Consider the following 24,517-nt stretch of genomic DNA (forward strand, 5'->3'; position numbering starts at 1 on the left):
AAGGACCTACGGACGGCGCCAGGAATGACCCCGGCGGCGCAGCATTCTATTAGCGGACTCCGGCCCCCACGTGCCAGCGCGGTATTGCTCCGGCTGTCCGATACTGGACCAGTACTCAATGATGGGGTCGAGGATGGACCACGACAGCTCCACTTCCTCGTTGGTGGGGAAGAGGGAGGACTCGTCCAAGAGGGCGTCGAGAATCAGGCGCTCATAGGCTTCCGGCGATTCTTCCGTAAAGGCCTCGGCATAGGCGAAGTCCATGTTGACGTCACGCACCTCCATGGTGGAGCCCGGAACCTTGGAACCAAAGCGCATGGTGACGCCTTCATCAGGTTGGACGCGGATCACCACGGCATTTTGGCCCAGCGCATCGGCTTGGCCCTGATCAAAAGGCTGGTGCGGGGCGGTCTTAAACACCAGTGCAATCTCGGTTACGCGGCGGCCCAGCCGCTTGCCGGTACGCAGGTAGAAAGGAACGCCCGCCCAGCGACGGGAATTAACCTCGAGGGTGCACGCGGCATAGGTCTCCGTCGTGGATTCCGGATCGAATCCTTCCTCCTCCCGCAGGCCCTTGACATACTCTGAGCCCTGCCAGCCGGCGGAGTACTGGCCGCGGGCGGTGGTCTTGTTAAGCGGGTGCACCGCATTGGTAGCGCGCAGCACCTTGATCTTTTCCGCCTGGAGCGCCTCTGGGTCGAAGGAGGAGGGTTCCTCCATGGCGACGAGGGCTAGTAGCTGCAGGAGGTGATTCTGGATGACGTCGCGCGCAGCGCCGATGCCGTCGTAATAGCCGGCACGTCCGCCCAATCCGATGTCTTCGGCCATCGTGATCTGCACGTGATCGATGTAGTGCGCGTTCCACATCGGCTCGAAGATCTGGTTGGCGAAGCGCAGCGCCATGATGTTCTGCACTGTTTCCTTGCCCAGGTAATGATCGATGCGGAACACCGAAGACTCCGGGAAGACGGCATTGACGATCTCATTGAGCTGGCGCGCGGAAGCCTGATCGTGGCCGAAAGGTTTTTCAATGATGACGCGGCGCCAGGAGCTTTCCGTGCTGTCCGCCATGCCGACGCGCTCTAGCTGGTGGCAAATATCGGAGAAGAACTCTGGCGGAACCGAAAGATAATAGGCCCAGTTTCCACCGGTGCCGCGGGAAGCGTTGAGCTCAGACAACCGGGCGGAGAGCCTATCAAAGCCAGCGTCGTCGAAGTTGCCTTGGACAAACTCGATTCCTTTGGCGAGGTGCTCCCACACATGCTCACTGAAGGTGGTTCGGGCACCCGCCTCGGCGGCCTCGCGGACGTAGTCGCAAAAGGCTTGCTTGTCCCAGTCTCGGCGGCCGTAGCCCACCAGCGTGAAGCCGGCGGGCAGCAGCCCTCGGTTGGCCAGGTCGTAGATGGCAGGGAGGAGCTTTTTGCGCGCCAAGTCACCCGTGACGCCGAAAATCACCATGCCGGATGGCCCGGCGATACGTGGCAGGCGCTTGTCCTTCGCGTCGCGCAACGGGTTGACCCACGCGCTGGTAGTGCTCACTAAGTGTCCTTTCGGTCTGTGTGAGATAAGTCCAACAGCTCAGCATAGCGACACGCGCCCCGCCGGCCACAGTTGCATGGCCGTTGGTGGCGCGCGCCGATGGTGAGCACTTAAAACCTCATGCTCTTTTAGGAGAGGCGGTCTGTCATCGAGGCAAGCAGTTCCTCCCACGCATCGACGAACTTGTCGACGCCCTCCTGCTCGAGCACGGTGAAAACATCGGCGAAGTCGATGCCGACAGCCTCCAGCTGTGCCCATACCTTCTCTGCGTCGTCAGAAGCTTCAGTCAGCGTATCGCCGTGCAGGTTCCCCTGCGCAAGAACCGCATCAATGGTTTTCTCGGGCATCGTGTTGACGGTCTCCGGCCCAGCGAGCTCGGAAACGTACAAGGTGGCAGGGTAGTCAGGGTTTTTGACTCCCGTTGACGCCCACAGTGGCCGCTGCGGGTGGGCACCGGAAGGCAAGTCGCTACCGTTGTCCTTGAACTCCTTCAGGAAAAGCGCATAGGCGCGTTGGGCGTTGGCCACGCCGGCCTTTCCACGCAGCGCGAGGGCTTCATCAGAGCCGTTCAACTCGAGGCGCTTGTCGACTTCGGTGTCCAAGCGGGAGACAAAGAAGGAGGCCACGGAGTGAATAGTGGAGACATCCTTACCTGCTTCGGCGGCGCGCTGAATTCCCTCCTTGTAGGCGGCAATCACCTGCGCGTAGCGCTCGACAGAGAAGATCAGGGTGACGTTGACGGAAATACCTTCTGCCAGAGCATCGGAGATGGCGGGAAGGGAACCGTCGGTTGCCGGGATCTTGATCATGAGGTTGGGGCGGTTGACCTTGGACCACAGCTCGCGGGCCTGTGCCAAGGTTGCCTCCGCATCCGCTGAGATTCGTGGATCAACCTCGATGGACACCCGCCCATCCCGGCCATCGGTTGATTCATAGATCTCGGTGAAGAGATCGCAGGCATTGCGGACATCGTCGATGGCGAGCGAGTACACCGCGTCGTCCGCGGTAGCGGACTTTTCCTTCAGCGCTGCGATGTCGGCATCGTAGGAGGTGCCGGAGGACATTGCGGCAGCAAAGATCGCTGGGTTCGTGGTGACACCCACGATGGACTTGGTGTCGAGGAGTTCGCGGAGGTTGCCGGAATCCAAGCGCTCGCGGGAGAGATCATCGAGCCACGTCGAGGTACCGAGACGGGCCAGCTCATCAATATGTGTCATGGTGTGTGCAGGGTCCTTTCGTAGTGGACAGCAGTAGGGGGTTAGCCTGCCTGAGCAGCGTTGAGGGACTCGCGGGCGGCGTCAACAATGGCGTCGGCAGTGAAGCCGAACTTCTCAAAGAGTTCCGCGGCAGGTGCGGAAGCGCCGAAGTGCTCCAAGGACACGGTGCGGCCGAAGGAACCGGTGTACTTGTGCCACGGCATGGAGATACCGGCCTCGACGGAGACGCGCGCGCGGACGGAGGAGGGGAGGACGGACTCGCGGTAGGAAACGTCCTGCTCGTCGAACCACTCTAGGCACGGCGCGGACACCACGCGGGTCGCGGTACCGTCCGCCTCGAGTTGCTTGGCGGCCTCCACGGCGAGCTGTACCTCGGAGCCGGTGGCGATAAGAATCACGTCCGGGGTTTCCTTCGATGCCTCAACGAGGACGTAGGCGCCGCGGCGCACACCTTCGGCAGCTTTCTCCTTGGTTCCTTCGAGTACAGGCAGGTTCTGGCGGGACAGAGCGAGGCCCTTCGGAGCGGCCTTGTACTCAAGGGCCGCCGCCCACGCCTGAGCGGTCTCGTTGGCATCTGCCGGGCGGATGACGGAGAGGTTGGGGATGGCGCGCAGGGCAGCGAGCGTTTCCACTGGCTGGTGGGTGGGGCCGTCCTCGCCCAGCCCGATGGAATCGTGCGTCCAGACGTAGTAGGTATCGGTGGACATGAGCGCGCCGAGGCGGACAGCCGGGTACTGGTACTCAGAGAAGATGAGGAAGGTACCACCGTAGACGCGGGTATTGCCGTGCAGTGCAATGCCGTTCATGACTGCGGACATGGCGTGCTCGCGGATGCCGAAGTGCAGGTTGCGGCCGTAGGGGGTGGCAGTCCAAGTATCGGTGGTGATGGACTCTGGGCCGAAGGAATCCGCGCCCTTGATCACCGTGTTGTTGGAGCCTGCCAGATCGGCGGAGCCGCCCCACATCTCCGGCAGGGAGGCTGCAAGTGCCTGGATGGCGGCCTCGGAAGCCTTGCGCGTGGCCAAGGATTCGCCCGCTTCCCATGTCGGAAGTTCTGCGGCGAAGTCAGCCGGCAGCTCGCGAGCCTGGAGGCGGTCGAAGAGCTTCTTCTCCTCCGGGTTGGCAGCTGCCCACGCGTCAAACTTTTCCTGCCACTCTGCGTGCTTCGCGGCACCGCGAGTGGTCAGCTCGCGGGTGTGTGCGAGGACTTCCTCGTCGATGTGGAAGGACTGCGCCGGATCGAAGCCGAGGACCTCCTTGGTGGCGGCTACCTCATCCTCGCCAAGAGCTGCACCGTGGACGCCACCGGTGTTCATCTTGTTCGGTGCCGGGTAACCAATCACGGTCTTAACTCGGATGAAGGAGGGGCGGGAGGTTTCGGCGCGTGCCGCGGCGGCAGCTGCTTCGATGGCTTCGACATCTTCGCCGGACTCCACGGTCTGCACGTGCCAGCCATAGGCCTCGTAACGCTTAGCCACGTCCTCGTTGAAGGCAATGTTGGTGTCGTCCTCAATGGAGATGCGGTTGTCATCCCAGAAGACGATGAGATTGCCCAGCTTCTGGGTGCCCGCCAAGGAAGAAGCCTCAGCGGTGACACCCTCTTGCAAGTCACCGTCGGAGGCAATGACGCAAACGAAGTGATCGAAGGGGGATTCGCCGGCCGGGGCCGAGGCATCGAACAGGCCACGTTCCTTGCGTGCGGCCATTGCCATGCCGACCGCGGACGCCAAGCCTTGGCCCAGGGGACCGGTGGTGATCTCGACGCCATCGGTGTGGTGAACCTCGGGGTGGCCCGGAGTCTTCGAGCCCCAGGTGCGCAGCGACTTGAGATCCTCCATCTCGAGACCGAAGCCGCCGAGGAAGAGCTGGATGTACTGCGTCAGGGAAGAGTGTCCAACGGAGAGTACGAAGCGGTCGCGCCCTGCCCAGTGAACATCGGCCGGATCGTGGTTTAGCACGCGCTGGTAGAGCGTGTAGGCCAGCGGTGCCAGGGACATGGCGGTACCGGGGTGGCCGGAGCCGCAGTTCTGGACGGCGTCGGCAGCTAGGACGCGCACGGTATCCACGGCGCGAGTGTCGAGGTCACTCCAGTCCGAAGGATAACGGCGCTCAACCATAGCCTGCAGTTCTGGGGACAACTTTTCGTTCGACACGGCGAAAACCTCACTTCGCTTCTGGAAACAGATATACCGTTAATCAGTGTAAAGGTTTTTCGATCTTCGGCGGGGGATTATATAAACCAGGTTTCGGGCGGTAGTCTGGCATGGTTGACGCTGTTGCCCCGCTGCCAGCCAGTGGGCGGCGACTATCCCCAAAGAACGCTTCGGGGATTCGCCACAAAGTTCTCGGGAACTTTTTAGCGCGGGCAGCCGACCAGTACGTCAGACCCATAAGCCATACACCCACGTGCCGGATATACGGAGGATTGTTCCTTGGAGACCATCAAGGCCTATTTTGCGCTAACGAAACCGAGGATCATTGAGCTCCTCCTCGTGGCGGCAATCCCGGCTATGCTCCAGGCGCAGCGTGGATTCGAGGCAGTGTCCTCCAACTTCTGGCTCATCGTCTCCACCATCTTCGGTGGATGGATGGGTGCCGCGGCCGCCCACACGTTCAATAACGTCGTCGATTATGAGATCGACCAGAAGATGCAGCGCACCCGTGCCCGGCCGCTAGTGCGCAAGACCATCTCGCGGCGCAATGCCGCGATCTTCGCGTGGATCATGTTGGCGCTATCCGTCTTTTGGCTGGGTGTGTTAGCTAACTCGTGGTTGGCCGCGTTCTTCGTGCTCTTGACCAACTTCTTTTATGTCATCGTCTACACGAAGTTCCTCAAGATGCGGAACTCCCAGAACATCGTCTGGGGTGGCCTCGCTGGCTGTATGCCCGCCATGGTGGGTTGGGCCGTCATTCGTGATAATGCACCGGCAGGGGAGCCGGACCGTTGGTGGCAGGCCGTGGTGCTGTTCCTCATTATCTTCTTCTGGACGCCACCCCACACGTGGGCGCTGGCGATGAAGTACAAGGAGGACTACCGCAAGGCTGGGGTGCCGATGCTGCCCGTCGTTGCCGGGGAAGTAGAGGTGACCCGCCAAATCGTGTGGTACACGATCGGCACGGTTATCGTGACCTTCCTTATCATCCCTGCGGCCTCGTGGATCTACTTGGTAGCCGCGGTGTCTTCCGGCGCGGTCTTCCTTTGGATGGCGATTCGTCTGCACCAAGGGGTAAAGAAGGGCGCAAAGGTCAAGCCCATGCGCCTGTTTATTTACTCCAACAACTACCTGTCGGTGCTCTTTATCGGCCTGTCCATCGACGCCGTCGTGGGCTGGGAGCCCATCGGGCGCATGCTGGGCTGGTCGGCCGCGCTGTTCTAGCGAACTAGTCTTCGCGTACCCGGAGGACAATCGAGCCTGTGGTCTTGCGCTCTTGGAGGTCGCGGTGGGCCTGAGCAGCTTCGGCGAGCGGATATTCCGCGGAGATGCGGAAGTCGAGGTCGCCATCGATGACCGCCTGCACCACTGCCTGGGCGCGCATCTGGAACTCGCCTTCCTGGGAGGTCCAGGCGCCGAGTGAGGGGCGGGTGAGGAAGATGGAGCCGTGCTTGTTCAGCAGCTGCGGGTCCATCGGAGGGACGGGGCCCGACGCGGCACCGAAGAGCGCTACCGTGCCGCGCGGTCGCACAACCTCAAGGGATTCACCGAAGGTGGCTTTGCCGACGCCGTCGTAAACCACGTCCACGCCGCGCCCACCGTTGTGACGACGCACCTGCTCGGCCAGGCCGCTGCTGTAGCGGAACACGTGGTCTGCGCCCGCGCCATAGGCCAGCTCTTCCTTCTCATTCGTGGAGACCACGGAATAGACGGTGGCGCCCAGGGACTTGGCCATCTGGGTAAGGATTAAGCCCACGCCGCCCGCACCGGCAGTGATCAGACAGGATGCTCCTTCCCCTAGCTGATACACACCGTGGGTGAGGTAGTGCGCCGTCATGCCCTGCAGGAGCATCGAACCGGCGACGGCGGAGGGAATCTCGTCGGGGACGGCCACCACGCGGTCTCGCGGCACGCAGACTTGCTCCGCATAGGATCCGAAAGCGTGATCCCAGGCCACCATCGTGCCCGGGGCGATTTCTCCCTGGGGGTCGTGCACAACGCGTCCGGTTCCTTCGAGTCCGATGATGAAAGGCACGGAGGCGTTGTAGATGCCTTCGCGGTAGTAGGTGTCGATGTAGTTGACACCGGCCACGGAGACGTCGACAAGCAGCTGCTCCTTCGTCGGCGTGGGGGATTCTACCTCAGCGTAGGTGAGGACCTCGGGCCCTCCGGTCGTGGTCACCTGAATAGCATGCATGGTGTCTAGGCTAAACGAAGCACAGGCACCCGCGCAGCAAAAAGCGCCGCCATCCTCACTTCCTGGTGAGAACGGCGGCGCTAGGAGTACCTGTTGTAGTGGCTTTGCTGGCTCCGGTGACTCTGCTTAGCCTTGGGCGGCGGGAACGTTCTCGTCACCGCGCTGGGCAGAGCTTGCAGTAGTGCCATCCTCGCTTCCGACGCGGCGCAAGCCATGGGCCCACAGCAGGGCGGTGAAGGCTGTGACCACTGAGGACATGCCCACGTGGAAGGGGACGGTCCAGCGAGGGATGTGGAGATAGAACTGGGTGACACCAATAGCCCATTGGATAACGATGCAGGCAATGAGCACCCAGCCGGCCTTCTTGGCCACCTTGGGAGCGCCGGTGCGGTGCAGGAGGAAGACCACGATGAGCGTGAGCGCTAAGTAGACGTACATGCAGACCGCGTGAATGACGGCCATGCCATAGGTGTCTACGCCGAGGCGTCCCTCCATGCCCACACCGGCATCACCGGAGTGGGTACCCGAGCCAGTCACAAAGGTACCGGTCAGCAGAACGATGGACAGGGCTACTGTGGCCACCACCGCGAGGGTGCGCACGGCGGCGGGGAAGAGGCGAGTGGGAGTGCCGTCATCGGGCTCGTTAATACGGGAGAACAGCATGGCCGCAATCCACACTAGGACCATAGATGGGAGGAAGTGAATTGCCACACTCCACCAAGAAAGCTTCAGCACGACCGACAGAGCGCCGATGAGTGCCTGCACGAAAACACCTGCGAGCCCCGCCCAGGCATAGACCTTGAGCTCCTTGCGACGCTGCGCCTTGTGGACCACCACAATGCTGGCGATGGCCGCGGCAGCCACAACAAAAGTCAGCAGGCGGTTGCCGAACTCAATGGCCTGGTGGAGCATGGGAGCCGCGCCCTGGATGGGAACCAAGGAACCAGGGTGGCAGTTAGGCCAGGTGACGCAACCAAGACCGGAGCCGGTGACGCGCACGATGGAACCCGATACCGTAATGCCGCCCTGGCAGAGCAGGAGGATGAGCGCGACGATGCGCTGCGTCTTCACCGAGGGACCGGTGGACGGCGCAGCGGGCGCGGTGGAATGTTGAGGAGAGGAAATATTGGCGGTACTCACGGCTACTCAGCCTACCGCCCGGCCCCATCCGGGAACCAATATCGACGGGTGGGTCACACCGCGCAAGGGAGAAGAATCACTTTTAGCCCTCGAAGCGGAACCAACGCACCGCGGCAAACGACGCCACCGCTGACCACCCGACGAGTACAAGGAGCTCAATGCCCGGGAAAGACCCGTTCAGGGCGGTATCGAGACCGGCGGCCATGGCCACCGTGGGCACTAGGGTGAACACCCCGTTATCACCGAGCCCCTGGGAAAACATGACCCAGCCGACGGTGCCGAGGAGGATGAACCAAATGAGGTTGGCCACCGCCAAGACCACCTCCGAACTCAGTGTGCCGCCGAGCAGTAGGCCTAAGGCCGTAAACGTAGCCACACCCAAGGCGAGCGTGAGCACACCGATGGCCGCACCCCCAGCGGTGATCCGCAGCCCCAGGAAGGCGGCAATCGTCCCCAGCACAAGGACCTGCAGCACCACCATCGACAGCACGGCGAGAATCTTTCCCACCACGATGGCCCAGGCAGGAACGCCTGAAGCGCCTGTGCGCTTCAGCGCACCATAGCGACGGTCGAAGGCCAAGGAGATGGCCTGACCCGTGAAACCGGAGGAGGTCGCCGCAACGGCCAGCACCATGGGGAAGATTTCCTCCACGCCGTGGCCAGTGCTGTCTTGCAGTGTCGCGGCGCCGATCAGGATGGCCACAGGGATGATGATGCTCAGCAGCTGCTGCTCACCGTGGCGCAGCATGAGCTTGGATTCGATAGCCCCTTGGGCACGTGCCATAGCCGCTACGCCCACGCGCTGCGGGTGCGGGCTAAAAGTGCCGGGTGCGAAGGTGCTCATGGAGCTTCTCCTTGTTCAAACAACTTGATAAAAGAATCGTGCTAAATGGCCGAGGGCGGTTCTAGCTGCGCATGTCGCGGCCCGTGAGATCGAGGAAGACTTCCTCGAGATTCCGGTGTGAGGTGTGCAGGTTGCGGAGGATGACGTTTTGCGCGGCCAAGCATGAAGCCAGCGCTGCGATGCCGGCGGGGCTGGCCTCCGAGGTGAGACGGTAGTGCAGGGGGCGGAGAGCTTCCGCCGCGATGCCGGCGTCCCGCAGTGCTTCGAGGTCCACCGGTGTTGCGGTATCGAAATTCACCTGCGGAACATCGGCCGAGTCCGTCAGCGATGCTGCGGTGCCGCTCGCCACGAGTTGTCCGTGGTCAATGATGACGACGCGGTCGCTGAGCGCTTCCGCTTCATCCATGAGGTGCGTGGTGAGGATGACGGTTACGCCATCGGCCCGGAGGGCGCGGATGAGGTCCCACACGGCAAGGCGCGACTGGGCATCCATGCCCGCGGTGGGTTCATCGAGAAAGACCAACTCTGGGCGCCCGATGATCGCTAGGGCTAGGGAGAGACGTTGTTGTTGCCCGCCGGACAGGCGGCGGTAGCTGCTCTTCGCCACCCCGCGCAGTCCGAGCGTGTCCAGCAGCCACTCCGGGTCCAAGGGATTCTCGTTATAGGAGGCGCTAAGCTCAAGCATCTCCTTGACTTTGATTCCGGAATAGGAGCCGCCGCCCTGCAGCATGATGCCGATGCGGGAGCGCACGGCATCGGGATTGCGCGCGGGGTTAAGCCCCAGCACCTCGATGCGGCCCGACGTGGGCTTCTTGAAACCCTCACACATCTCGATGGTGGTGGTCTTACCTGCACCGTTAGGGCCCAGCAAGCACAGGATCTCGCCGTAATTGGCGCGGAAACTCAGCCCGTTCACTGCGTTGACGTCGCCATAGGTCTTCATGACGTTATCTAAGACAAGAGCTGATGTAGTCACGAATCGCTAGTTTAGGACACGCACGCCCGCCCTGCGCAAAGCAACCCACCCCACGCCGGCGAGGACGAGGAATGTCACCAAGGCGGCGAGGTAAATGACGAAGACTGTCCCTGGGGGAAGGCCGAGGCCGCGGGGAAGCACGATGAAACTCATGAACCCGGAGTAGATGATCACAGCCATGCGGAAGAAGCGTCGGTTGGCCCAAGCCGCCAGCGGCAGCACCGCCCACAGGATGTACCAGGGTTGGACGACGGGGAAGAACACCACGAGCACGAAGGTCGATACCCCCAGGCCGCCCACGGGGTGGATGGCGCCGCGGTAGGTGGCAAAGAGCATGCGGATCATAAAGCCCGCGGCAATGATGACGCCCACAGTCCGGGTCACGGTGAGGATGGCCTCGGTGTGATCACCCAATCCCAACAGCATCCCAAGGAAGCCGGCGCCGACGCCTACGGAGGTCGTCGCAGACAGCCACGACCGGATGGTGGCCGCGCCGCCCTGGCCAAAGACCCAACCAATGTCGATCCCCGTGAGTACCGTCACTGCGGCGATGGAGGTGGCAAGCAGGAGAAGCTGCGCGGCCCCGGCGCCCAGCACTGCCCGCACGCCGGACACGCCGTGCTTGTCGACGAGCCTGCGTGCCGCCGCCATGCCAACGAACCCGAGGCCGATAAAGCCAGTCACCTTGACCATTCCGGCACACGAGATCAGGACGCCAGATGCGATAAACAGCGACCATGCTCGCCAGCGGGCCTCGTGGGAATCGTTAACCGCCCGCAACCCCAGCTCCACACCGACGAGAGCTAGCCCCAGCATGAAGGATTCATTGTGGATGCCTCCGACGAGGTGGAGGATGGTCAAAGGGTTAAGGATGCCCAGCCACAGCGCTGCCTCCGGGGATACTCGGCAGCGCGTAGCAAGCCGCGCGATGGCCCAACCGGCGGCGATGATACCGACGAGGGACAGTACCCGGTGCAGGACAACACCCCAGATAATGGAGTCGTTGGTCAGCCAACTGACCACCGCCGCTACACCTAGCGCCACAGGGCCATAAGGGGAAGGTGAGTTCGCCCAGATGAACGGGACGGAGCGGGCCAGGTCGTTATCGGCGCCTAGTAGCTCCACCGGCCCCGCCGAATAGGGATCGAGGCCTTGGAGCACGATGGAGCCGTTAGCGAGGTAGGAGTAAATGTCCTGCGTGAACAGGGGAGCGGTCACCAAAAGCGGGAGAACCCACCCTAGCCAGGTGCGCCACATCTGGCTCTGCGTGACCACCCGGGGCGAGTGGCTAAAGCGCCGAACCTTGGCCGGCTTCTGTAGGCGCAGGGGCGCGCCCACCAGCGGTGCCATGCAAATCCACGCCGTGACCATGAAACCGACCCCGATGAACACGATGGCGGAGGCTGACTGCAGCATCCGCGTCATGAGCGAGCCAAAAGGCAGAGACTCATAGGGGTTGCCCACCACCGGAAGCGCACCGGCGCCCAATCCGCCGAGCGCAATGAGTAGCGCACCAATGGTGCCGAGCCACCGGAGGCTAAAGAGCGTGCGCAGCTGGGCGATGGTGTGGCGGTGGACGTCGCCAAGCGCGGCGCCCTCTGCACCGTCGGAAGAATCTGGAAAATCTTGGTGCAAGAGCGCGGAACGGGATCCGGGCAGGCCCATGCGGGGGAGTTCATCGCGCACGCCCCAAAAGACGCGGTGCAATCGCCCCGATCGGGTGTAATCGCGCTCCATATTCATGAGTGTCTACCTTAGTCGCTCGGTGCTGAGAGAGGACGAGCTGCCCGCGACACGAATGAAAGAGTGGAAATCGGGAATGAATTAAGGAACACTAGTGTTGTCTAAAGAGAGAGTGTTTCATTCAAGGAGGTGTACACCGTGACGAAGGAGCTACCTAGGGAGACTCGCTCGACTGAGGGCGACACCCGCCGACACGTCATGTTGTTGCTCCTAAAAGACGGCCCGGTAACGGCGTCGTATCTGGGTGAACGTCTCGGTCTCTCTGCAGCCGGCATCCGTCGGCACTTAGACATTTTGGTGGAGGAAGGACTCACCGAGGTGGTGCATCGCCGCCCATCAGCCCGCCCTGGGCAGTCGGTGGGCCGTGGTCGCCCCGCCAAGCATTTCCGCCTCACGGATCAGGGCCGCGCCCAATTTGGGCACGCCTACGATCAGCTGGCGGCGGAAGCGCTCACCGCACTGCGTGAAGCGGGCGGGCCGGAGGCGGTTCGTCGCTTCGCCAAGGCTCGCTTCGAGCGCCTCGTGGAGGACGTGAAGCCCCTGGTAGAAGATCAGGAATCCGTTCCGGAGGTGGCGCGTCAGCTGGCCGAAGTGCTCGACGCGCATGGCTACGCGGCCACGGTGACGTCGGTGGGCAACGGAGTACAGATTTGCCAGCACCATTGCCCGGTCGCCCACGTGGCGGCCGAGCATCCGGAGTTGTGTGAAGCTGAACAGGAAGTCTTCTCCGCGCTATTAGGCAAACATGTGCAGCCCTTGGCCTCCATTGCGGATGGTCATGGAATCTGCACCACGAATATCCCCTTAACCCCAGTCCCGCCTTCCGCGGCGGAGCCGGGGAAGAACTAATCGAACTAGAAAGGAGCGGGCTTTGACACAGGCACAACCGGCACCAGGCCTTGAAACCAAGATGAGCGATGACGAGATCATCTCCTCTATCGGCGGCTATGAGTACGGCTGGCACGATTCCGACGAAGCCGGCCAGGCAGCACACCGCGGTTTGAGTGAGGACGTCGTCCGCGATATTTCTCGGAAGAAGAACGAGCCGGAGTGGATGCTCGAGTCCCGTCTGAAGGCTCTGCGCGTCTTCAACAAGAAGCCAGTTCCGACCTGGGGCCCAGATCTGTCCGGAATCGACTTCGACAACATTAAGTACTTTGTCCGCTCCACCGAGAAGCAGGCCCAAACCTGGGATGACCTGCCGGACGACATTAAGGAGACCTACGACAAGCTGGGTATCCCGGATGCTGAGAAGAAGCGTCTGGTCTCCGGTGTTGCCGCGCAGTACGAGTCCGAGGTGGTTTACCACAAGATCCGCGAGGACCTGGAGGCCCAGGGCGTTATCTTCGTTGATACCGACACCGCGGTGCGCGAGTACCCGGAGATCCTCCAGGAATACTTCGGCACCGTGATTCCGGCCGGCGACAACAAGTTCTCCGCGCTGAATAACGCCTGCTGGTCCGGTGGTTCCTTCGTGTACGTTCCGAAGGGCGTCCACGTGGATATTCCGCTGCAGGCCTACTTCCGCATTAACACCGAGAACATGGGCCAGTTCGAGCGCACCCTCATCATCGTGGAGGAGGGCGCCTACGTTCACTACATCGAGGGGTGCACCGCGCCGATCTACAACTCGGATTCGCTGCACACCGGTGTCATCGAGATCATCGTGAAGAAGGGCGGCCGCTGCCGCTACACCACCATTCAGAACTGGTCCACCAACGTCTACAACCTGGTGACCCAGCGCGCCAAGGTCGAAGAGGGCGGCACCATGGAATGGGTCGATGGCAACATCGGCTCCAAGGTCACTATGAAGTACCCGTCCTGCTGGCTTACCGGCGAGCACGCCAAGGGTGAGGTACTCTCCCTGGCCTTTGCTGGCGATAACCAGGTCCAGGACACCGGCTCCAAGATGATCCACATGGCGCCGAACACCTCCTCCAACATCGTCTCGAAGTCCGTGGCCCGCAACGGCGGCCGCGCGGCCTACCGCGGCTTGGTGCAGGTCAACGCTAACGCTACGAACTCCGCTGCCAACGTCGAGTGTGATGCCTTGCTTGTGGACAATGACTCGAGGTCGGACACGTATCCGTACAACGACATCCGCAATGATCACGTCACCCTCGGCCACGAGGCAACGGTCTCCCAGGTCTCTGAGGAGCAGCTGTTCTACCTCATGTCCCGCGGTATCGCTGAGGAAGAGGCCATGGCGATGATTGTGCGCGGCTTCGTCGAGCCGATTGCTAAGGAGCTCCCGATGGAATACGCGCTGGAGCTGAACCGTCTTATCGAGCTGCAGATGGAAGGATCGGTGGGCTAAGTGGTAGCTTCCAACGAATTTAATCCGGCTGACGTCACTAAGGGAGACCAGTTCACCTCCTTCGATGTCGAGGACTTCCCGGTCCCGCACGGCCGCGACGAGGTCTGGCGTTTCATCTCCTTGCGTAACCTTCGCGGGCTGCACAATGGTGAGTTCGCGCCGGCAACCGCCCAGAAGATTGACGTGGTGGCCCCGGAGGGCGTAACGGCCGAGACCGTGGCGCCTGACGACGACCGCCTCGGCACCGCCGGTGCACCTGCTGACCGCGTTGCAGCTCAGGCCTGGTGCTCCATGCCGGAGGCGCAGATCGTCAGCGTTGACGCCGATGCACGACTGGATAAGCCGGTGGAGATCACCATCACCGGCGCTGGTGAGGGCGTGACCTCCTTTGGTGCGACCTCCATCCACGTGGGCAATCACGCGGAGGTCACCATCGTTCTTAAGTACGTCGGTTCCGGTACCCACGCAGACAACGTGGAGTTCGTGCTGGGCGACGGCTCCCAGGTCACCGTCGTCGTCGACGCCGACTGGGAAGACGATGCAGTGCACCTGTCCCATCAGATTGCGAAGGTGGGCCGCGACGCCGTACTGCGCCACAACACCGCCATCTTTGGCGGCGAGATTGTGCGCCTTGTTCCGCGCGTAGTTTTCGATGGCCCCGGTGGCGATGCCGAGCTGCTCGGCGTCTACTTTGCTGATGCCGGCCAGTACTTCGAGAACCGCCTGCTGGTGGACCACGACGTGCCGAACTGCCGCTCTCGCGTCTTCTACAAGGGCGCTCTGCAGGGTGCTACTGCTGCGCAGAAGGCCGAGGCCGGCTCCGCCTCCCGCACCCCGGAGGCCCGCACCTGCTGGGTCGGTGACGTGCTCATCCGCAAGAATGCGAACAACACGGACACCTATGAGACGAACAACAACTTGATCCTCACCGAGGGTGCGCGCGCTGACGCCATCCCGAACCTGGAGATCCAGACCGGTGAGATCGTCGGTGCTGGCCACGCCGCAACGGTGGGCCGCTTCGATGACCTTGAGCTGTTCTACCTCATGTCCCGCGGTATTCCTGCCGCCGAGGCACGCCGCCTCATCATCCGCGGCTTCTTCTCCGAAGTCATCTCCCGCATCCCGGTCGAGTCCCTGCGCGAGGATCTGGAATCCCGCGTCGTCGACGAGCTCGCCAAGATCAACGCTTAAAACTTCCCGAAAGCAGGTACCAACTCAATGTCTACTCTGGAAATCAAGAATCTCCACGCGCAGGTGCTCCCACACGAGGAGGACGGTGAGCCCACGCCGATCCTCAAGGGTGTCAACCTCACCATCAATTCCGGTGAGACCCACGCCGTCATGGGCCCCAACGGCTCCGGCAAGTCCACCCTGTCCTACGTTATCGCCGGTCACCCCAAGTATGAGGTGACCGAGGGCGAGGTGCTTCTCGACGGCGAGAACATCCTCGAGATGGAAGTCGACGAGCGCGCCCGCGCTGGTCTTTTCCTGGCCATGCAGTACCCGACTGAGGTGCCGGGCGTGAAGATGTCGCAGTTCATGCGCTCCGCCGTGACCGCTATCCGTGGCGAGGCTCCGAAGCTGCGCGAGTGGAACAAGGAGCTCACCGAGGCCCGCGAGAAGCTGGCCATCGATAAGTCCTTTGCACACCGCTCCGTGAACGAGGGCTTCTCCGGTGGTGAGAAGAAGCGCCACGAGGTCATGCAGCTCGACATCCTCAAACCGAAGTTCGCCGTCATGGACGAGACCGACTCCGGCCTGGACGTCGACGCCCTGCGCGTCGTCTCCGATGGCATCAACAGCTATCAGGAGGAGACCAACGGCGGCATCCTCCTCATCACGCACTACAAGCGCATCCTCAACTACGTTGTCCCGGACTTCGTTCACGTCTTCGCCGACGGACAGATCATCAAGACCGGCGGCGCCGAGCTGGCTGACCAGCTTGAGGCAGACGGCTACGAGCAGTTCCTCAAGTAGGCTGTACCGCCGACCCCGGTAACACCACGACAGACCACACCACGACACGCTAGAGAAAAAGAACCGAGCACAAGGACCTATGCCTGAACTAGACGTTAATGCGATTCGGGAACAATTCCCTATCCTCTCGCGCACGGTGCGCGACGGTAAACCTTTGGTGTACCTGGATTCGGGAGCGACCTCGCAACGTCCCCTGCCGGTATGGAAGGCCGAGGAGGAGTTCGTGCTCGGCACCAACGCTCCGGTGCACCGCGGTTCCTACCAGCTGGCGGAGGAGGCCGATGACGCGTACGAGTCCGCTCGCCAGGCCATCGCCGCCTTCGTTGGTGCCGACCGCGATGAGATTGCCTTCACCAAGAACGCCACTGAAGCGCTCAATGAGGTTGCCTACGTGCTCAGTGATGAGCGCGCCGGCGAGCTTTATGTCGGTGAGGGCGATACCGTCGTGGTCACCGAACTGGAGCACCACGCGAACTTGGTGCCGTGGCAAGAGCTGTGCCAGCGCACCGGCGCGACGCTGAAGTGGTACTCCATGACCGAGGACGGCCGCATTGATCTCGATTCGCTTGAGCTCGATGACTCCGTGAAGGTCGTGGCTTTTACCCACCAGTCCAACGTGACCGGGGCCGTGGCTCCCGTCGCAGAGTTGGTACGTCGTGCCCGTGCCGTAGGTGCCATGGTGGTTCTCGACGCCTGCCAGTCGGTGCCGCACATGCCGGTGGATTTCCACGAACTTGATGTGGATTTTGCCGCGTTCTCTGGGCACAAGATGTGCGGGCCGACCGGCGTGGGCGTGCTCTACGGTAAGCAAGAGCTGCTGGCGCAGCTGCCGCCTTTCCTCACCGGCGGTTCCATGATCGAAGTAGTCAAGATGGAAGGCTCGACGTTTGCCGCGCCACCCACCCGCTTCGAGGCCGGAACCCAAATGACCAGCCAGGTTGTGGGCCTTGGTGCAGCAGTGAAGTTCTTGAGCGAGGTGGGCATGGAGGCCATCCACGCCCACGAGCAGAAACTCACTGCACTGGCCTTGCAGAAGCTTGCCGAGATCCCCGGCGTGCGTATCATCGGGCCTGAAAACACCGAGGATCGCGGAGGAGCGGTCTCCTTCATCGTGGATGGGATCCATCCGCATGACCTAGGCCAGGTTCTTGACTCTCATGGTGTATCCATCCGCACCGGCCACCATTGTGCGTGGCCGCTGCACCGCGCGTGCAAGGCTAATTCGACCGCGCGCGCTAGCTTTTACCTGTACAACACTGAGGACGAGGTCGACGCCCTCATAGAGGCGGTGCGGGCTGCCCGCACCTTCTTTGGAGTGAGCGAATGAACCTAGATTCCATGTACCAGGACGTCATCCTGGACCACTACAAGAACCCGAAATTCTCTGGCCTGCGCGAAGGCCAGGCAGAAGTTCACCACGTCAACCCTTCCTGCGGTGATGAACTCACCCTCCGCGTGAAGCTTTCCCCCGACGGCACAACCGTCGAGGACGTGTCCTACGACGCCGAGGGATGCTCCATTTCGCAGGCCTCGACCTCTGTTATGGCGGAGGAAATCGTCGGCATCCCCCTCGAGGAGGCAAACGCCAAGCTGGCCGAATTCGAGAGGATGGTGACCTCCCGCGGCGAAGTGGAAGGTGACGACGAAATCATCGGGGACGGCATCGCCTTCGCCGGCGTAGCCAAGTTCCCCGCCCGTGTTAAGTGCGCTCTCCTCGGGTGGAAGGCTTTCCAAGCCGCCACCGTGGAAGCGTTGAATGAATTGGAGAAGTAGATGGCTGATAACACTGAAACCACCGGTGGCAGCACGGATCCTTACCAGGACCAGAATGCCTCCTTCGATGGCGCTGCTGTCAAGCCTGAACAGACCGAAGAGCAGATTGCGAAGACCTTCGATATCACCGAGTACCTTCGTGATGTCATCGACCCAGAGCTTGGAATCAACATCGTTGATCTGGGCTTGGTCTATGACGTCTGGCTCGACGATATTGACGGCAAGAACACCTGCGTCATTAACATGACGCTGACCTCCCCGGCCTGTCCTCTCACCGATGTCATCGGCGAACAGATCGAGGATGTCATCGTAGGCAACAAGCTCGCCGAGGCAGTCCAGCTCAACTGGGTCTGGATGCCGCCGTGGGGCCCGAACATGATTACCGAGGAGGGCCGCGAGATGCTCCAGGCCCTCGGCTTCGCCGTCTAGTTTCGGCTGCAAGTCCCCATTACCGTCAGCCCGAGGCGCCTAAGGTCTTCACAACATGACCTTGCGCACTCGGGCTGGCGGTTTCTTTTTCCATAATGCGCGGTATTTTAAGTAGCTTTAAGAGCTTGAGTACTCACTGCTATGACGAAGCGGGTGAGGACGCCGGATCCAAAGCCGAGGAGATGATGTCCACCGCTTCATCCTTGGATGCGGCGGATTGTAGGCGAGTACGGAAATCATCCTTCATGATTGCCCGCGCCAGCTTGGAAAGCAGCTTGAGGTGCTGCTTGCCGGCGTCCTCAGGCACTGCAATGAGGAAGACCAACGTCGTTGGTTCCTCGCCCTCTGCCCACGTAATCCCCTCGGGAAGACGAGCAAAGGCCAAAGTCGGCACTGTCACTCCCGCGGAACGAGCATGTGGGATAGCCACACCATGCCCCACACCGGTCGAATGCTTCGCTTCCCGCTCTAGGGCCGTAGTGATAACTGCGGAAGGATCAGAAAGCCGAGGGGAGACAAGCTGGACTAGCGAATCGATCGTTTCCTTGCGATTCGTGCCAAGGTCTTGGTCAAGGCTCACCGTGTCGGCAGAAAGCAAAGGTTCTTCCTGGACCGGTGCTTCTGACACATCCTCCTTAGCTATGCCCGCTTCACCCCGTTCACCAGAGCTCTCATTCTTACTCTGGGCCTTTCTATTTTGGGTAAGTCCGATCAACAGAAGCATGACGGAAGCACAGACAACGACACCAATAAGCAGTGCGATGAAGAAGCCCACGACGTTGTCGACAGCCCCGAGCACAGCAACGATGGGGCCACCATGCATGACATGGTCCTTGACCCCGAATGCACCTGCCAGGGCGCCTGCTACCGCACCACCGATGACGTTGGCTGGGATGACCTGCAGCGGGCGTGCCGCCGCAAGAGGGATAGCGCCTTCAGTGATGCCAAAGAACCCCATGAAGAGCGCGGCGATACCGGCGTCCTTCTCCGCCTTATTGAACCAAGCACGGCGTACGAGGGTCGCAACACCCACCGCCAGGGGCGGTACAGCGATGGCGGTAGCCGCCATGCCCATCGGAGCCGCATTGCCGGCTGCAATCATGCCCCCGCCGAACAGGAAGGCAGTTTTATTAAAGGGACCGCCCATGTCGAAAGCGATCATCGCGCCAATGACGAGACCGAGGACAATGACAGAGGAGCCTTCCATCCCGGCGAGGTACTCGGTCATGGCTTCAAAGGCGCCGGCTACTGGCGCACCGACAAAGTAGATAAAGATTAGCCCCACGATGAGTGTGGTGAAGATCGGAATAACGATGATCGGCCAAATCGGGGCGATGTACTTATTAACGGGAATCTTTTTGATTCCCAGGGCTACGTAGCCTGACAGGATGCCTGTGACGATGCCGCCTAGGAAGCCCGCTCCAGCTTCAGAGCCGTAAAGCGAGCCGGTCGTAGCGATAAGACCAGTGATGAGTCCCGGCGCTAAACCGGGGCGGTCCGCAATGCCGACCGCGATATAACCGGAAAGGATCGGCACCATGAGAGAAAAGGCTAGGCCGCCAAGCTCATTCAGGGTGTTCCAGAAGGAGTCTTCGGGGATAGCCAGGCCCTCGGGCGTGGGTGTTCCTCCGATTGAGAGTGCTACCGCGATGAGGAGACCACCGGTGACCACGAACGGAATCATGTGGGAGACACCATTCATTAGCGCCTTGTAGAGAGTCTGACCCACCGCACGGAACCCAGTGGCGCTGCCGGAGGTCTCTACGCCTTGATTCCCTTGTACAGCTTCGCTCGAAGTCTCCTCTTGCCACTTCGCCGCTGACAGAGCGCGAGTGAGGAGTTCCTTTGGATGCTTAATCGCTTCATCGACACCAGTCGCTGCTAGGCACTTTCCGCGAAAGCGGTCCTTCGCGATCACGGTGTCGGCACCGATCACGATGGCATCGGCTTCCTCGATGTCCTGAGAGCTAAAGGTGCCTTCGACGCCAATTGAACCATGTGTCTCAATCTTGATGCGGTAACCCAGTTCAACGGCAGCTGCTTCAAGATTCTCAGCGGCCATGTAGGTGTGGGCGATTCCAGTCGGACATGCGGTAATCGCGAGGATTAACGGAGATCTCGATGTGTCTGATGTGCTCATGACGCCAATCTAGTCACATCGAACTTCATGCATAAGTGAAACGCGCCGAACAGGAATCAGGTTTTCCAAAGGGCACCACAACCTGGAACCCCAGATATATGCTGATTGGGCCCTGCCGCTGGTTCGGGTTTATCTACCCTGGTTGCTAGACTGTTTCGACGTGATTGTGACCAATGATTTCGAGGTGCGCGTGGGCGCACGCACGCTTCTCGACGCCCCCGGCCAGCACCTTCGCGTGCAGCCGGGGGATCGCATCGGCCTGGTCGGGCGCAACGGCGCGGGCAAGACGACCACCATGCGCATCCTGGCGGGGGAGACCGAGCCCTATGGCGGCTCGGTAACGCGCTCAGGTCCGATTGGTTACCTGCCGCAGGATTCCCGCGAAGGCAATATTGAGCAGACTGCGCGTGAGCGCGTGCTCTCTGCGCGCGGTTTGGATGAGATCAAGCGCCGCATGGCCAAGCAACAAGAGTTGATGGAAACCGCTACGGACGATAAATTCCGCGACAGGGCCATTCGTAAGTTCTCCCGCCTGGAAGAGGAATACCACACCTTAGGTGGCTATGAGGCGGACTCCGAATGCGCGCAGATCTGCGACAACTTGGGCCTGCCGCAGCGTGTGCTCGACCAGCAGCTCAAGACGCTGTCCGGCGGTCAGCGCCGCCGCGTGGAGCTGGCGCAGATTCTTTTCGCGGCGTCGGCAGGCTCCGGCAAGTCTCAGACCACATTGCTTCTCGACGAGCCCACCAACCACCTCGACGCGGACTCGATTACGTGGCTGCGCGGCTTTCTGTCCAAGCATGAGGGTGGCCTCGTGATGATTTCGCACGACGTCGATCTGCTGGAGGCCGTGTGCAACAAGGTTTGGTTCCTCGATGCCGTTCGCGCCGAAGCAGACGTCTACAACATGGGCTTTAAGAAGTACCTTGATGCCCGCGCCACCGATGAGGCTCGTCGCCGCCGCGAGCGCGCCAACGCGGAAAAGAAAGCCGCAGCCCTGCACAAGCAAGCCGCCAAGTTGGGAGCGAAGGCCACGAAGGCCGCCGCCGCCAAGCAGATGCTGCACCGTGCAGAGCGCATGATGAACGAGCTTGATGACGTCCGCGTGGCCGATAAGGTTGCCCACATCAAGTTCCCCGAACCTGCTCCCTGCGGCAAGACTCCGATGAACGCCAAGGGCCTGACAAAGATGTATGGCTCGCTGGAGGTCTTCGCTGGCGTCGATTTGGCCATCGACAAGGGGTCCCGCGTGGTCGTGCTGGGCTACAACGGTGCCGGCAAGACGACCCTGCTCAAGCTGCTGGCGGGCGTGGAACGCACCGACGGCGAAGGCGGCATCGTCTCCGGCCATGGCCTGCGCATCGGATACTTTGCCCAGGAGCACGACAATATCGATCCAGACAAGACCGTGTGGGAAAACACGATCGAGGCATGCCCCGATGCCGGCCAGCAGGATTTGCGCGGACTGCTGGGCGCCTTCATGTTCTCCGGTGACAAGTTGGAACAGCCTGCCGGAACGCTCTCCGGTGGTGAGAAAACCCGACTGTCGCTGGCAACGCTGGTGTCCTCACGCGCCAACGTGCTGCTTCTCGACGAGCCCACGAACAACCTAGACCCCCAGTCCCGCGAGCAGGTGCTCGATGCCCTAGGCACCTACACCGGTGCCGTGGTCTTGGTTACTCACGACCCAGGTGCGGTTAAGGCACTCAAGCCGGAGCGCGTCATCATCATGCCTGATGGCGATGAGGATTTGTGGAACGACGAGTACATGGAAATCGTGGAATTGGCCTAATAGACTTTCGGGCATGACTGCCCAGCCTGTTCTTCTTGATTGCGACCCCGGTATCGACGATGCCCTAGCGTTGATCTACCTCGCCGCACTTCACCGCGCCGGAGAGATCGCACTAGTCGGTGTAACCACTACCGCCGGAAACGTCGGAATTGAACAGACCACCCGCAATGCCGCCTATATCCTGCAACTGTGTGGCCTGGATGAGGTACTTGTCGCTGCGGGGCTTCCGAAGCCCAGCCAGGTGGAACTCGTGACCACCCCGGAAACCCACGGCCCCAGCGGCCTTGGGTACTTGAGCGTGCCGGAGGAGCATACTCCTGCGGAGAATCTTGAGTGGACCAGCATCTGGACCGAAGCTGCGGGCCGCAACGCGCAGCTCATCGTGACCGGTCCATTGACCAATGCCGCGCACTTTGCTGCGGAGCACGCTGCCGACTACGCCTGCTTCTCCGGTGTCACCGTCATGGGTGGTGCTGTGAACTATCCCGGCAACACCACGCCAACGGCGGAGTGGAACTTCTGGGTCGACCCGCATGCTGCGCGCGACTTCTTTGAATCCACTTCGAGGCCCATCACGCTGTGCCCACTCAACGTCACTGAGACGATGCTCCTCGGCCCGACGCAGTTGGAACGACTGCGTGAAGCGCTCGCGCAGCACCCAGTGGCGGACGTTCTACCGGAGATCATGCGCTTCTACTTCGAGTTCCACGAGGCGCACGGCTCGGGCTATCAGGCTCAGATACATGATCTGCTCACCTGCATGGTGGCGTTGCAGAAGGTCCCGTTCTTTTCCACCTCGACCACCGTACGGGTAGTCAGTGAACCGGAGTGGTTGCGCGGAACGAGCGTGGCGGACCTGCGCGGTCACTGGGGTCGGCCCGCTAATGCTGCGTTGGTCACCGCCGTCGATGTTGACAGCGCCCATCGAGAGTTTCTGCGTGCAGCATTTCTTCTTGGTCTTCCAGTAAACCTATAGTGCGCTAGAATCGGGACCACAACCACACACCGCTCAAGACTCTTCTCTTGGGTCCTTCCGCTTCCCACGCACAGGGTCTAGAAGTGGTCAGACCCCGGCGTGCTGCCGCAGGAGAGGAAGAAGTCATGAACACCGCCAATAACCTCGATTCCGTTATTGAACCGTTGCTCACCGGATTAGTGAGCAAACGACCTGAGGTCCGCGTGGACTGGGCCTATACCGAATTGAAAGAGGGCATTGAGTCCGGTCAGTGGGATGACCATCTTGATCAAATTCGTGAACGCCTCAGCGGCTACCTGCGTACAGACAAGGTGTGGACGAAGGCTTTGTCCGCTCGCTTGCTCAACGTGCTCACGGAGGCAGGACACTTCCACTACGAGGACTACCTCACCTTCCGCGCGTGGTATGTCACGGAGGATGACACACGCGGCATTGTTAAAGACATCGGCCCTATCATGGCCGTTGGTTACGGCGCTGACTATGTAGAAACCTGTGTTCGCAAGGGGATGATCCCAGCCGTCGAAGGCGCAGCGATCATCTCGTGCCGCCTTCGCGCCCCCGGAGGAGTGTGGCATGACGATGAGGGTTTGCGGCTTGCGCGCGCTGCCTGCACCACAATTGGCAAAAGCACCTCGGCTCACATCCTCCAAATCTGGATCGAAAGGCTAAGCAATACCGTGCTCACCGAAGGCGTGCGCAACAACAACCGCGCCGTCGTGGAAAACTTCGCCCGCTTTCTCAAGGCCACAGCCCACATGGTCCGCAGTGAACCGGAGAAGTGGGGAATTGATGCCGAACGCGCGGAGCTGGCCTTGCCAATGATTGCGGAGCTTGAGGAGCAACTACGCAACGCTAGCGACTACCGAGAAGTATCACCATAAAAGCGCACCTTCGTAACCTCCATCGAGCGAACACGCTGCCAAGGGTAGCGGTCTGGTGATGCTTGGACCGGCTCACTGAGGTCGAGGAGAGTATCGGTCCCGGCTGGGCCGCCTACTATGAGCTCGTCGTTGCTTAGGATAACCGCTGATTCGAGGGTGCGGTCCGCCTGTGTGGTGCGGACAAAAGCCATCGGTACCTCAACGAAGATTGTTTTCCCGCGCCGCAAAACCGTGAGGTCTTCGGTGACATAACTGGGGCGAATGCGTTCAGCGGCAATCAGGCCCCACACAAAGATGATGGCCCACAGCGACAACAGCAATGCCACAATTCGCAGAACGCCCGCAGGTAAAAGAAGGTGAACAACTACCATTTCAACCAGCAATATCGCAGAGATGAAGCCAAGCATGTGGAGCCTTCCAGGA

The 24,517-nt window shown here is 61.2% G+C and carries 21 protein-coding genes; 11 read left to right on the forward strand and 10 right to left on the reverse strand.

Annotation, left to right across the window (positions count from 1 at the left end):
* Nucleotides 1-6: 6 nt before the first annotated feature.
* The 3 genes from zwf to tkt all read right to left on the reverse strand — a co-directional run bounded on the left by zwf (nt 7) and on the right by tkt (nt 4,873).
* On the reverse strand, nt 7-1,458 hold the full coding sequence (gene zwf / locus HMPREF2807_RS08265; RefSeq protein ID WP_369816149.1) for a glucose-6-phosphate dehydrogenase: 1,452 nt from the start codon (nt 1,456-1,458) through the stop codon (nt 7-9).
* Between the two features lie 209 nt (nt 1,459-1,667).
* Nucleotides 1,668-2,756, reverse strand: coding sequence for a transaldolase (tal, locus tag HMPREF2807_RS08270; protein WP_049157451.1), 1,089 nt, complete (start codon nt 2,754-2,756; stop codon nt 1,668-1,670).
* Between the two features lie 41 nt (nt 2,757-2,797).
* A complete protein-coding gene (gene tkt, locus HMPREF2807_RS08275; RefSeq protein ID WP_198531395.1) occupies nt 2,798-4,873 on the reverse strand; it encodes a transketolase in 2,076 nt (691 codons plus the stop codon).
* A gap of 315 nt (nt 4,874-5,188) precedes the next feature.
* On the opposite strand from tkt, the gene HMPREF2807_RS08280 reads away from it, so the two are divergent.
* On the forward strand, nt 5,189-6,133 hold the full coding sequence (locus HMPREF2807_RS08280; RefSeq protein ID WP_049157448.1) for a heme o synthase: 945 nt from the start codon (nt 5,189-5,191) through the stop codon (nt 6,131-6,133).
* A 4-nt stretch (nt 6,134-6,137) separates the two neighbouring features.
* Here HMPREF2807_RS08280 and HMPREF2807_RS08285 read toward each other — a convergent pair whose 3' ends face one another.
* The 5 genes from HMPREF2807_RS08285 to mptB all read right to left on the reverse strand — a co-directional run bounded on the left by HMPREF2807_RS08285 (nt 6,138) and on the right by mptB (nt 11,809).
* Nucleotides 6,138-7,106: a quinone oxidoreductase family protein gene (locus HMPREF2807_RS08285; RefSeq protein ID WP_046649110.1), complete on the reverse strand. Its 969-nt coding sequence runs from the start codon at nt 7,104-7,106 to the stop codon at nt 6,138-6,140.
* A gap of 126 nt (nt 7,107-7,232) precedes the next feature.
* Entirely contained in the window at nt 7,233-8,246 is a 1,014-nt protein-coding gene (locus HMPREF2807_RS08290; RefSeq protein WP_070511761.1) for a COX15/CtaA family protein, read from the reverse strand.
* An 82-nt stretch (nt 8,247-8,328) separates the two neighbouring features.
* Nucleotides 8,329-9,090 carry an ABC transporter permease gene (locus HMPREF2807_RS08295; RefSeq protein WP_046649112.1) on the reverse strand — a complete coding sequence of 254 codons (762 nt, stop codon included), beginning with the start codon at nt 9,088-9,090 and terminating at the stop codon, nt 8,329-8,331.
* A gap of 61 nt (nt 9,091-9,151) precedes the next feature.
* Nucleotides 9,152-10,066, reverse strand: coding sequence for an ABC transporter ATP-binding protein (locus HMPREF2807_RS08300; RefSeq protein WP_046649113.1), 915 nt, complete (start codon nt 10,064-10,066; stop codon nt 9,152-9,154).
* Between the two features lie 6 nt (nt 10,067-10,072).
* Nucleotides 10,073-11,809 (reverse strand): polyprenol phosphomannose-dependent alpha 1,6 mannosyltransferase MptB, encoded by a 1,737-nt coding sequence (gene mptB, locus HMPREF2807_RS08305; RefSeq protein ID WP_049157439.1) that lies wholly within the window; start codon nt 11,807-11,809, stop codon nt 10,073-10,075.
* Between the two features lie 198 nt (nt 11,810-12,007).
* On the opposite strand from mptB, the gene HMPREF2807_RS08310 reads away from it, so the two are divergent.
* The 7 genes from HMPREF2807_RS08310 to HMPREF2807_RS08340 all read left to right on the forward strand — a co-directional run bounded on the left by HMPREF2807_RS08310 (nt 12,008) and on the right by HMPREF2807_RS08340 (nt 18,305).
* Entirely contained in the window at nt 12,008-12,658 is a 651-nt protein-coding gene (locus HMPREF2807_RS08310) for a helix-turn-helix transcriptional regulator (protein ID WP_158395618.1), read from the forward strand.
* A 61-nt stretch (nt 12,659-12,719) separates the two neighbouring features.
* The gene (gene sufB / locus HMPREF2807_RS08315; protein ID WP_175972985.1) at nt 12,720-14,126 is read left to right on the forward strand and encodes a Fe-S cluster assembly protein SufB; all 1,407 of its coding nucleotides are present in this window, start codon (nt 12,720-12,722) and stop codon (nt 14,124-14,126) included.
* Nucleotides 14,127-15,317 carry a Fe-S cluster assembly protein SufD gene (gene sufD / locus HMPREF2807_RS08320; protein ID WP_049157436.1) on the forward strand — a complete coding sequence of 397 codons (1,191 nt, stop codon included), beginning with the start codon at nt 14,127-14,129 and terminating at the stop codon, nt 15,315-15,317.
* Between the two features lie 27 nt (nt 15,318-15,344).
* The gene (gene sufC, locus HMPREF2807_RS08325) at nt 15,345-16,103 is read left to right on the forward strand and encodes a Fe-S cluster assembly ATPase SufC (protein WP_046649116.1); all 759 of its coding nucleotides are present in this window, start codon (nt 15,345-15,347) and stop codon (nt 16,101-16,103) included.
* Between the two features lie 79 nt (nt 16,104-16,182).
* Nucleotides 16,183-17,430, forward strand: a complete 1,248-nt coding sequence (locus HMPREF2807_RS08330) for a cysteine desulfurase (RefSeq protein WP_070511768.1) — start codon at nt 16,183-16,185, stop codon at nt 17,428-17,430.
* Nucleotides 17,427-17,876, forward strand: coding sequence for a Fe-S cluster assembly sulfur transfer protein SufU (gene sufU / locus HMPREF2807_RS08335; protein ID WP_046649118.1), 450 nt, complete (start codon nt 17,427-17,429; stop codon nt 17,874-17,876). The genes HMPREF2807_RS08330 and sufU overlap by 4 nt, the downstream gene beginning before the upstream one ends.
* The gene (locus tag HMPREF2807_RS08340; protein WP_010186729.1) at nt 17,877-18,305 is read left to right on the forward strand and encodes a metal-sulfur cluster assembly factor; all 429 of its coding nucleotides are present in this window, start codon (nt 17,877-17,879) and stop codon (nt 18,303-18,305) included.
* Nucleotides 18,306-18,444: 139 nt separating this feature from the next.
* Here HMPREF2807_RS08340 and HMPREF2807_RS08345 read toward each other — a convergent pair whose 3' ends face one another.
* A complete protein-coding gene (locus tag HMPREF2807_RS08345) occupies nt 18,445-20,445 on the reverse strand; it encodes a fructose-specific PTS transporter subunit EIIC (RefSeq protein WP_070511778.1) in 2,001 nt (666 codons plus the stop codon).
* Between the two features lie 160 nt (nt 20,446-20,605).
* Here HMPREF2807_RS08345 and HMPREF2807_RS08350 point away from each other — a divergent pair, with 160 nt between their 5' ends.
* From HMPREF2807_RS08350 to HMPREF2807_RS08360, 3 genes are all read left to right on the forward strand, one after another.
* Nucleotides 20,606-22,237 carry an ABC-F family ATP-binding cassette domain-containing protein gene (locus HMPREF2807_RS08350; protein ID WP_070511781.1) on the forward strand — a complete coding sequence of 544 codons (1,632 nt, stop codon included), beginning with the start codon at nt 20,606-20,608 and terminating at the stop codon, nt 22,235-22,237.
* A 13-nt stretch (nt 22,238-22,250) separates the two neighbouring features.
* Entirely contained in the window at nt 22,251-23,213 is a 963-nt protein-coding gene (locus tag HMPREF2807_RS08355) for a nucleoside hydrolase (RefSeq protein WP_046649120.1), read from the forward strand.
* Nucleotides 23,214-23,338: 125 nt separating this feature from the next.
* Nucleotides 23,339-24,094 carry a hypothetical protein gene (locus tag HMPREF2807_RS08360; protein ID WP_046649121.1) on the forward strand — a complete coding sequence of 252 codons (756 nt, stop codon included), beginning with the start codon at nt 23,339-23,341 and terminating at the stop codon, nt 24,092-24,094.
* Here HMPREF2807_RS08360 and HMPREF2807_RS08365 read toward each other — a convergent pair.
* Nucleotides 24,073-24,501: a hypothetical protein gene (locus tag HMPREF2807_RS08365; RefSeq protein ID WP_232751647.1), complete on the reverse strand. Its 429-nt coding sequence runs from the start codon at nt 24,499-24,501 to the stop codon at nt 24,073-24,075. The two genes, HMPREF2807_RS08360 and HMPREF2807_RS08365, sit on opposite strands and share 22 nt — an antisense overlap.
* Nucleotides 24,502-24,517: the final 16 nt, after the last annotated feature.

Origin of the sequence: Corynebacterium sp. HMSC074A09, from assembly GCF_001811545.1 — a bacterium.
GTDB classification, from domain to species: domain Bacteria; phylum Actinomycetota; class Actinomycetes; order Mycobacteriales; family Mycobacteriaceae; genus Corynebacterium; species Corynebacterium hiratae.

Bases quoted from the DNA above. Each gene is read 5' to 3' on its own strand.
- zwf (WP_369816149.1), bottom strand. From the start codon at position 1,458: ATGGTGATTTTCGGCGTCACGGGTGACTTGGCGCGCAAAAAGCTCCTC.
- tal (WP_049157451.1), bottom strand. From the start codon at position 2,756: ATGACACATATTGATGAGCTGGCCCGTCTCGGTACCTCGACGTGGCTC.
- tkt (WP_198531395.1), bottom strand. From the start codon at position 4,873: ATGGTTGAGCGCCGTTATCCTTCGGACTGGAGTGACCTCGACACTCGC.
- HMPREF2807_RS08285 (WP_046649110.1), bottom strand. From the start codon at position 7,106: ATGCATGCTATTCAGGTGACCACGACCGGAGGGCCCGAGGTCCTCACC.
- HMPREF2807_RS08295 (WP_046649112.1), bottom strand. From the start codon at position 9,090: ATGAGCACCTTCGCACCCGGCACTTTTAGCCCGCACCCGCAGCGCGTG.
- mptB (WP_049157439.1), bottom strand. From the start codon at position 11,809: ATGAATATGGAGCGCGATTACACCCGATCGGGGCGATTGCACCGCGTC.
- HMPREF2807_RS08310 (WP_158395618.1), top strand. From the start codon at position 12,008: ATGTTGTTGCTCCTAAAAGACGGCCCGGTAACGGCGTCGTATCTGGGT.
- sufB (WP_175972985.1), top strand. From the start codon at position 12,720: ATGAGCGATGACGAGATCATCTCCTCTATCGGCGGCTATGAGTACGGC.
- sufC (WP_046649116.1), top strand. From the start codon at position 15,345: ATGTCTACTCTGGAAATCAAGAATCTCCACGCGCAGGTGCTCCCACAC.
- HMPREF2807_RS08330 (WP_070511768.1), top strand. From the start codon at position 16,183: ATGCCTGAACTAGACGTTAATGCGATTCGGGAACAATTCCCTATCCTC.
- sufU (WP_046649118.1), top strand. From the start codon at position 17,427: ATGAACCTAGATTCCATGTACCAGGACGTCATCCTGGACCACTACAAG.
- HMPREF2807_RS08340 (WP_010186729.1), top strand. From the start codon at position 17,877: ATGGCTGATAACACTGAAACCACCGGTGGCAGCACGGATCCTTACCAG.
- HMPREF2807_RS08345 (WP_070511778.1), bottom strand. From the start codon at position 20,445: ATGAGCACATCAGACACATCGAGATCTCCGTTAATCCTCGCGATTACC.
- HMPREF2807_RS08355 (WP_046649120.1), top strand. From the start codon at position 22,251: ATGACTGCCCAGCCTGTTCTTCTTGATTGCGACCCCGGTATCGACGAT.
- HMPREF2807_RS08360 (WP_046649121.1), top strand. From the start codon at position 23,339: ATGAACACCGCCAATAACCTCGATTCCGTTATTGAACCGTTGCTCACC.
- HMPREF2807_RS08365 (WP_232751647.1), bottom strand. From the start codon at position 24,501: ATGCTTGGCTTCATCTCTGCGATATTGCTGGTTGAAATGGTAGTTGTT.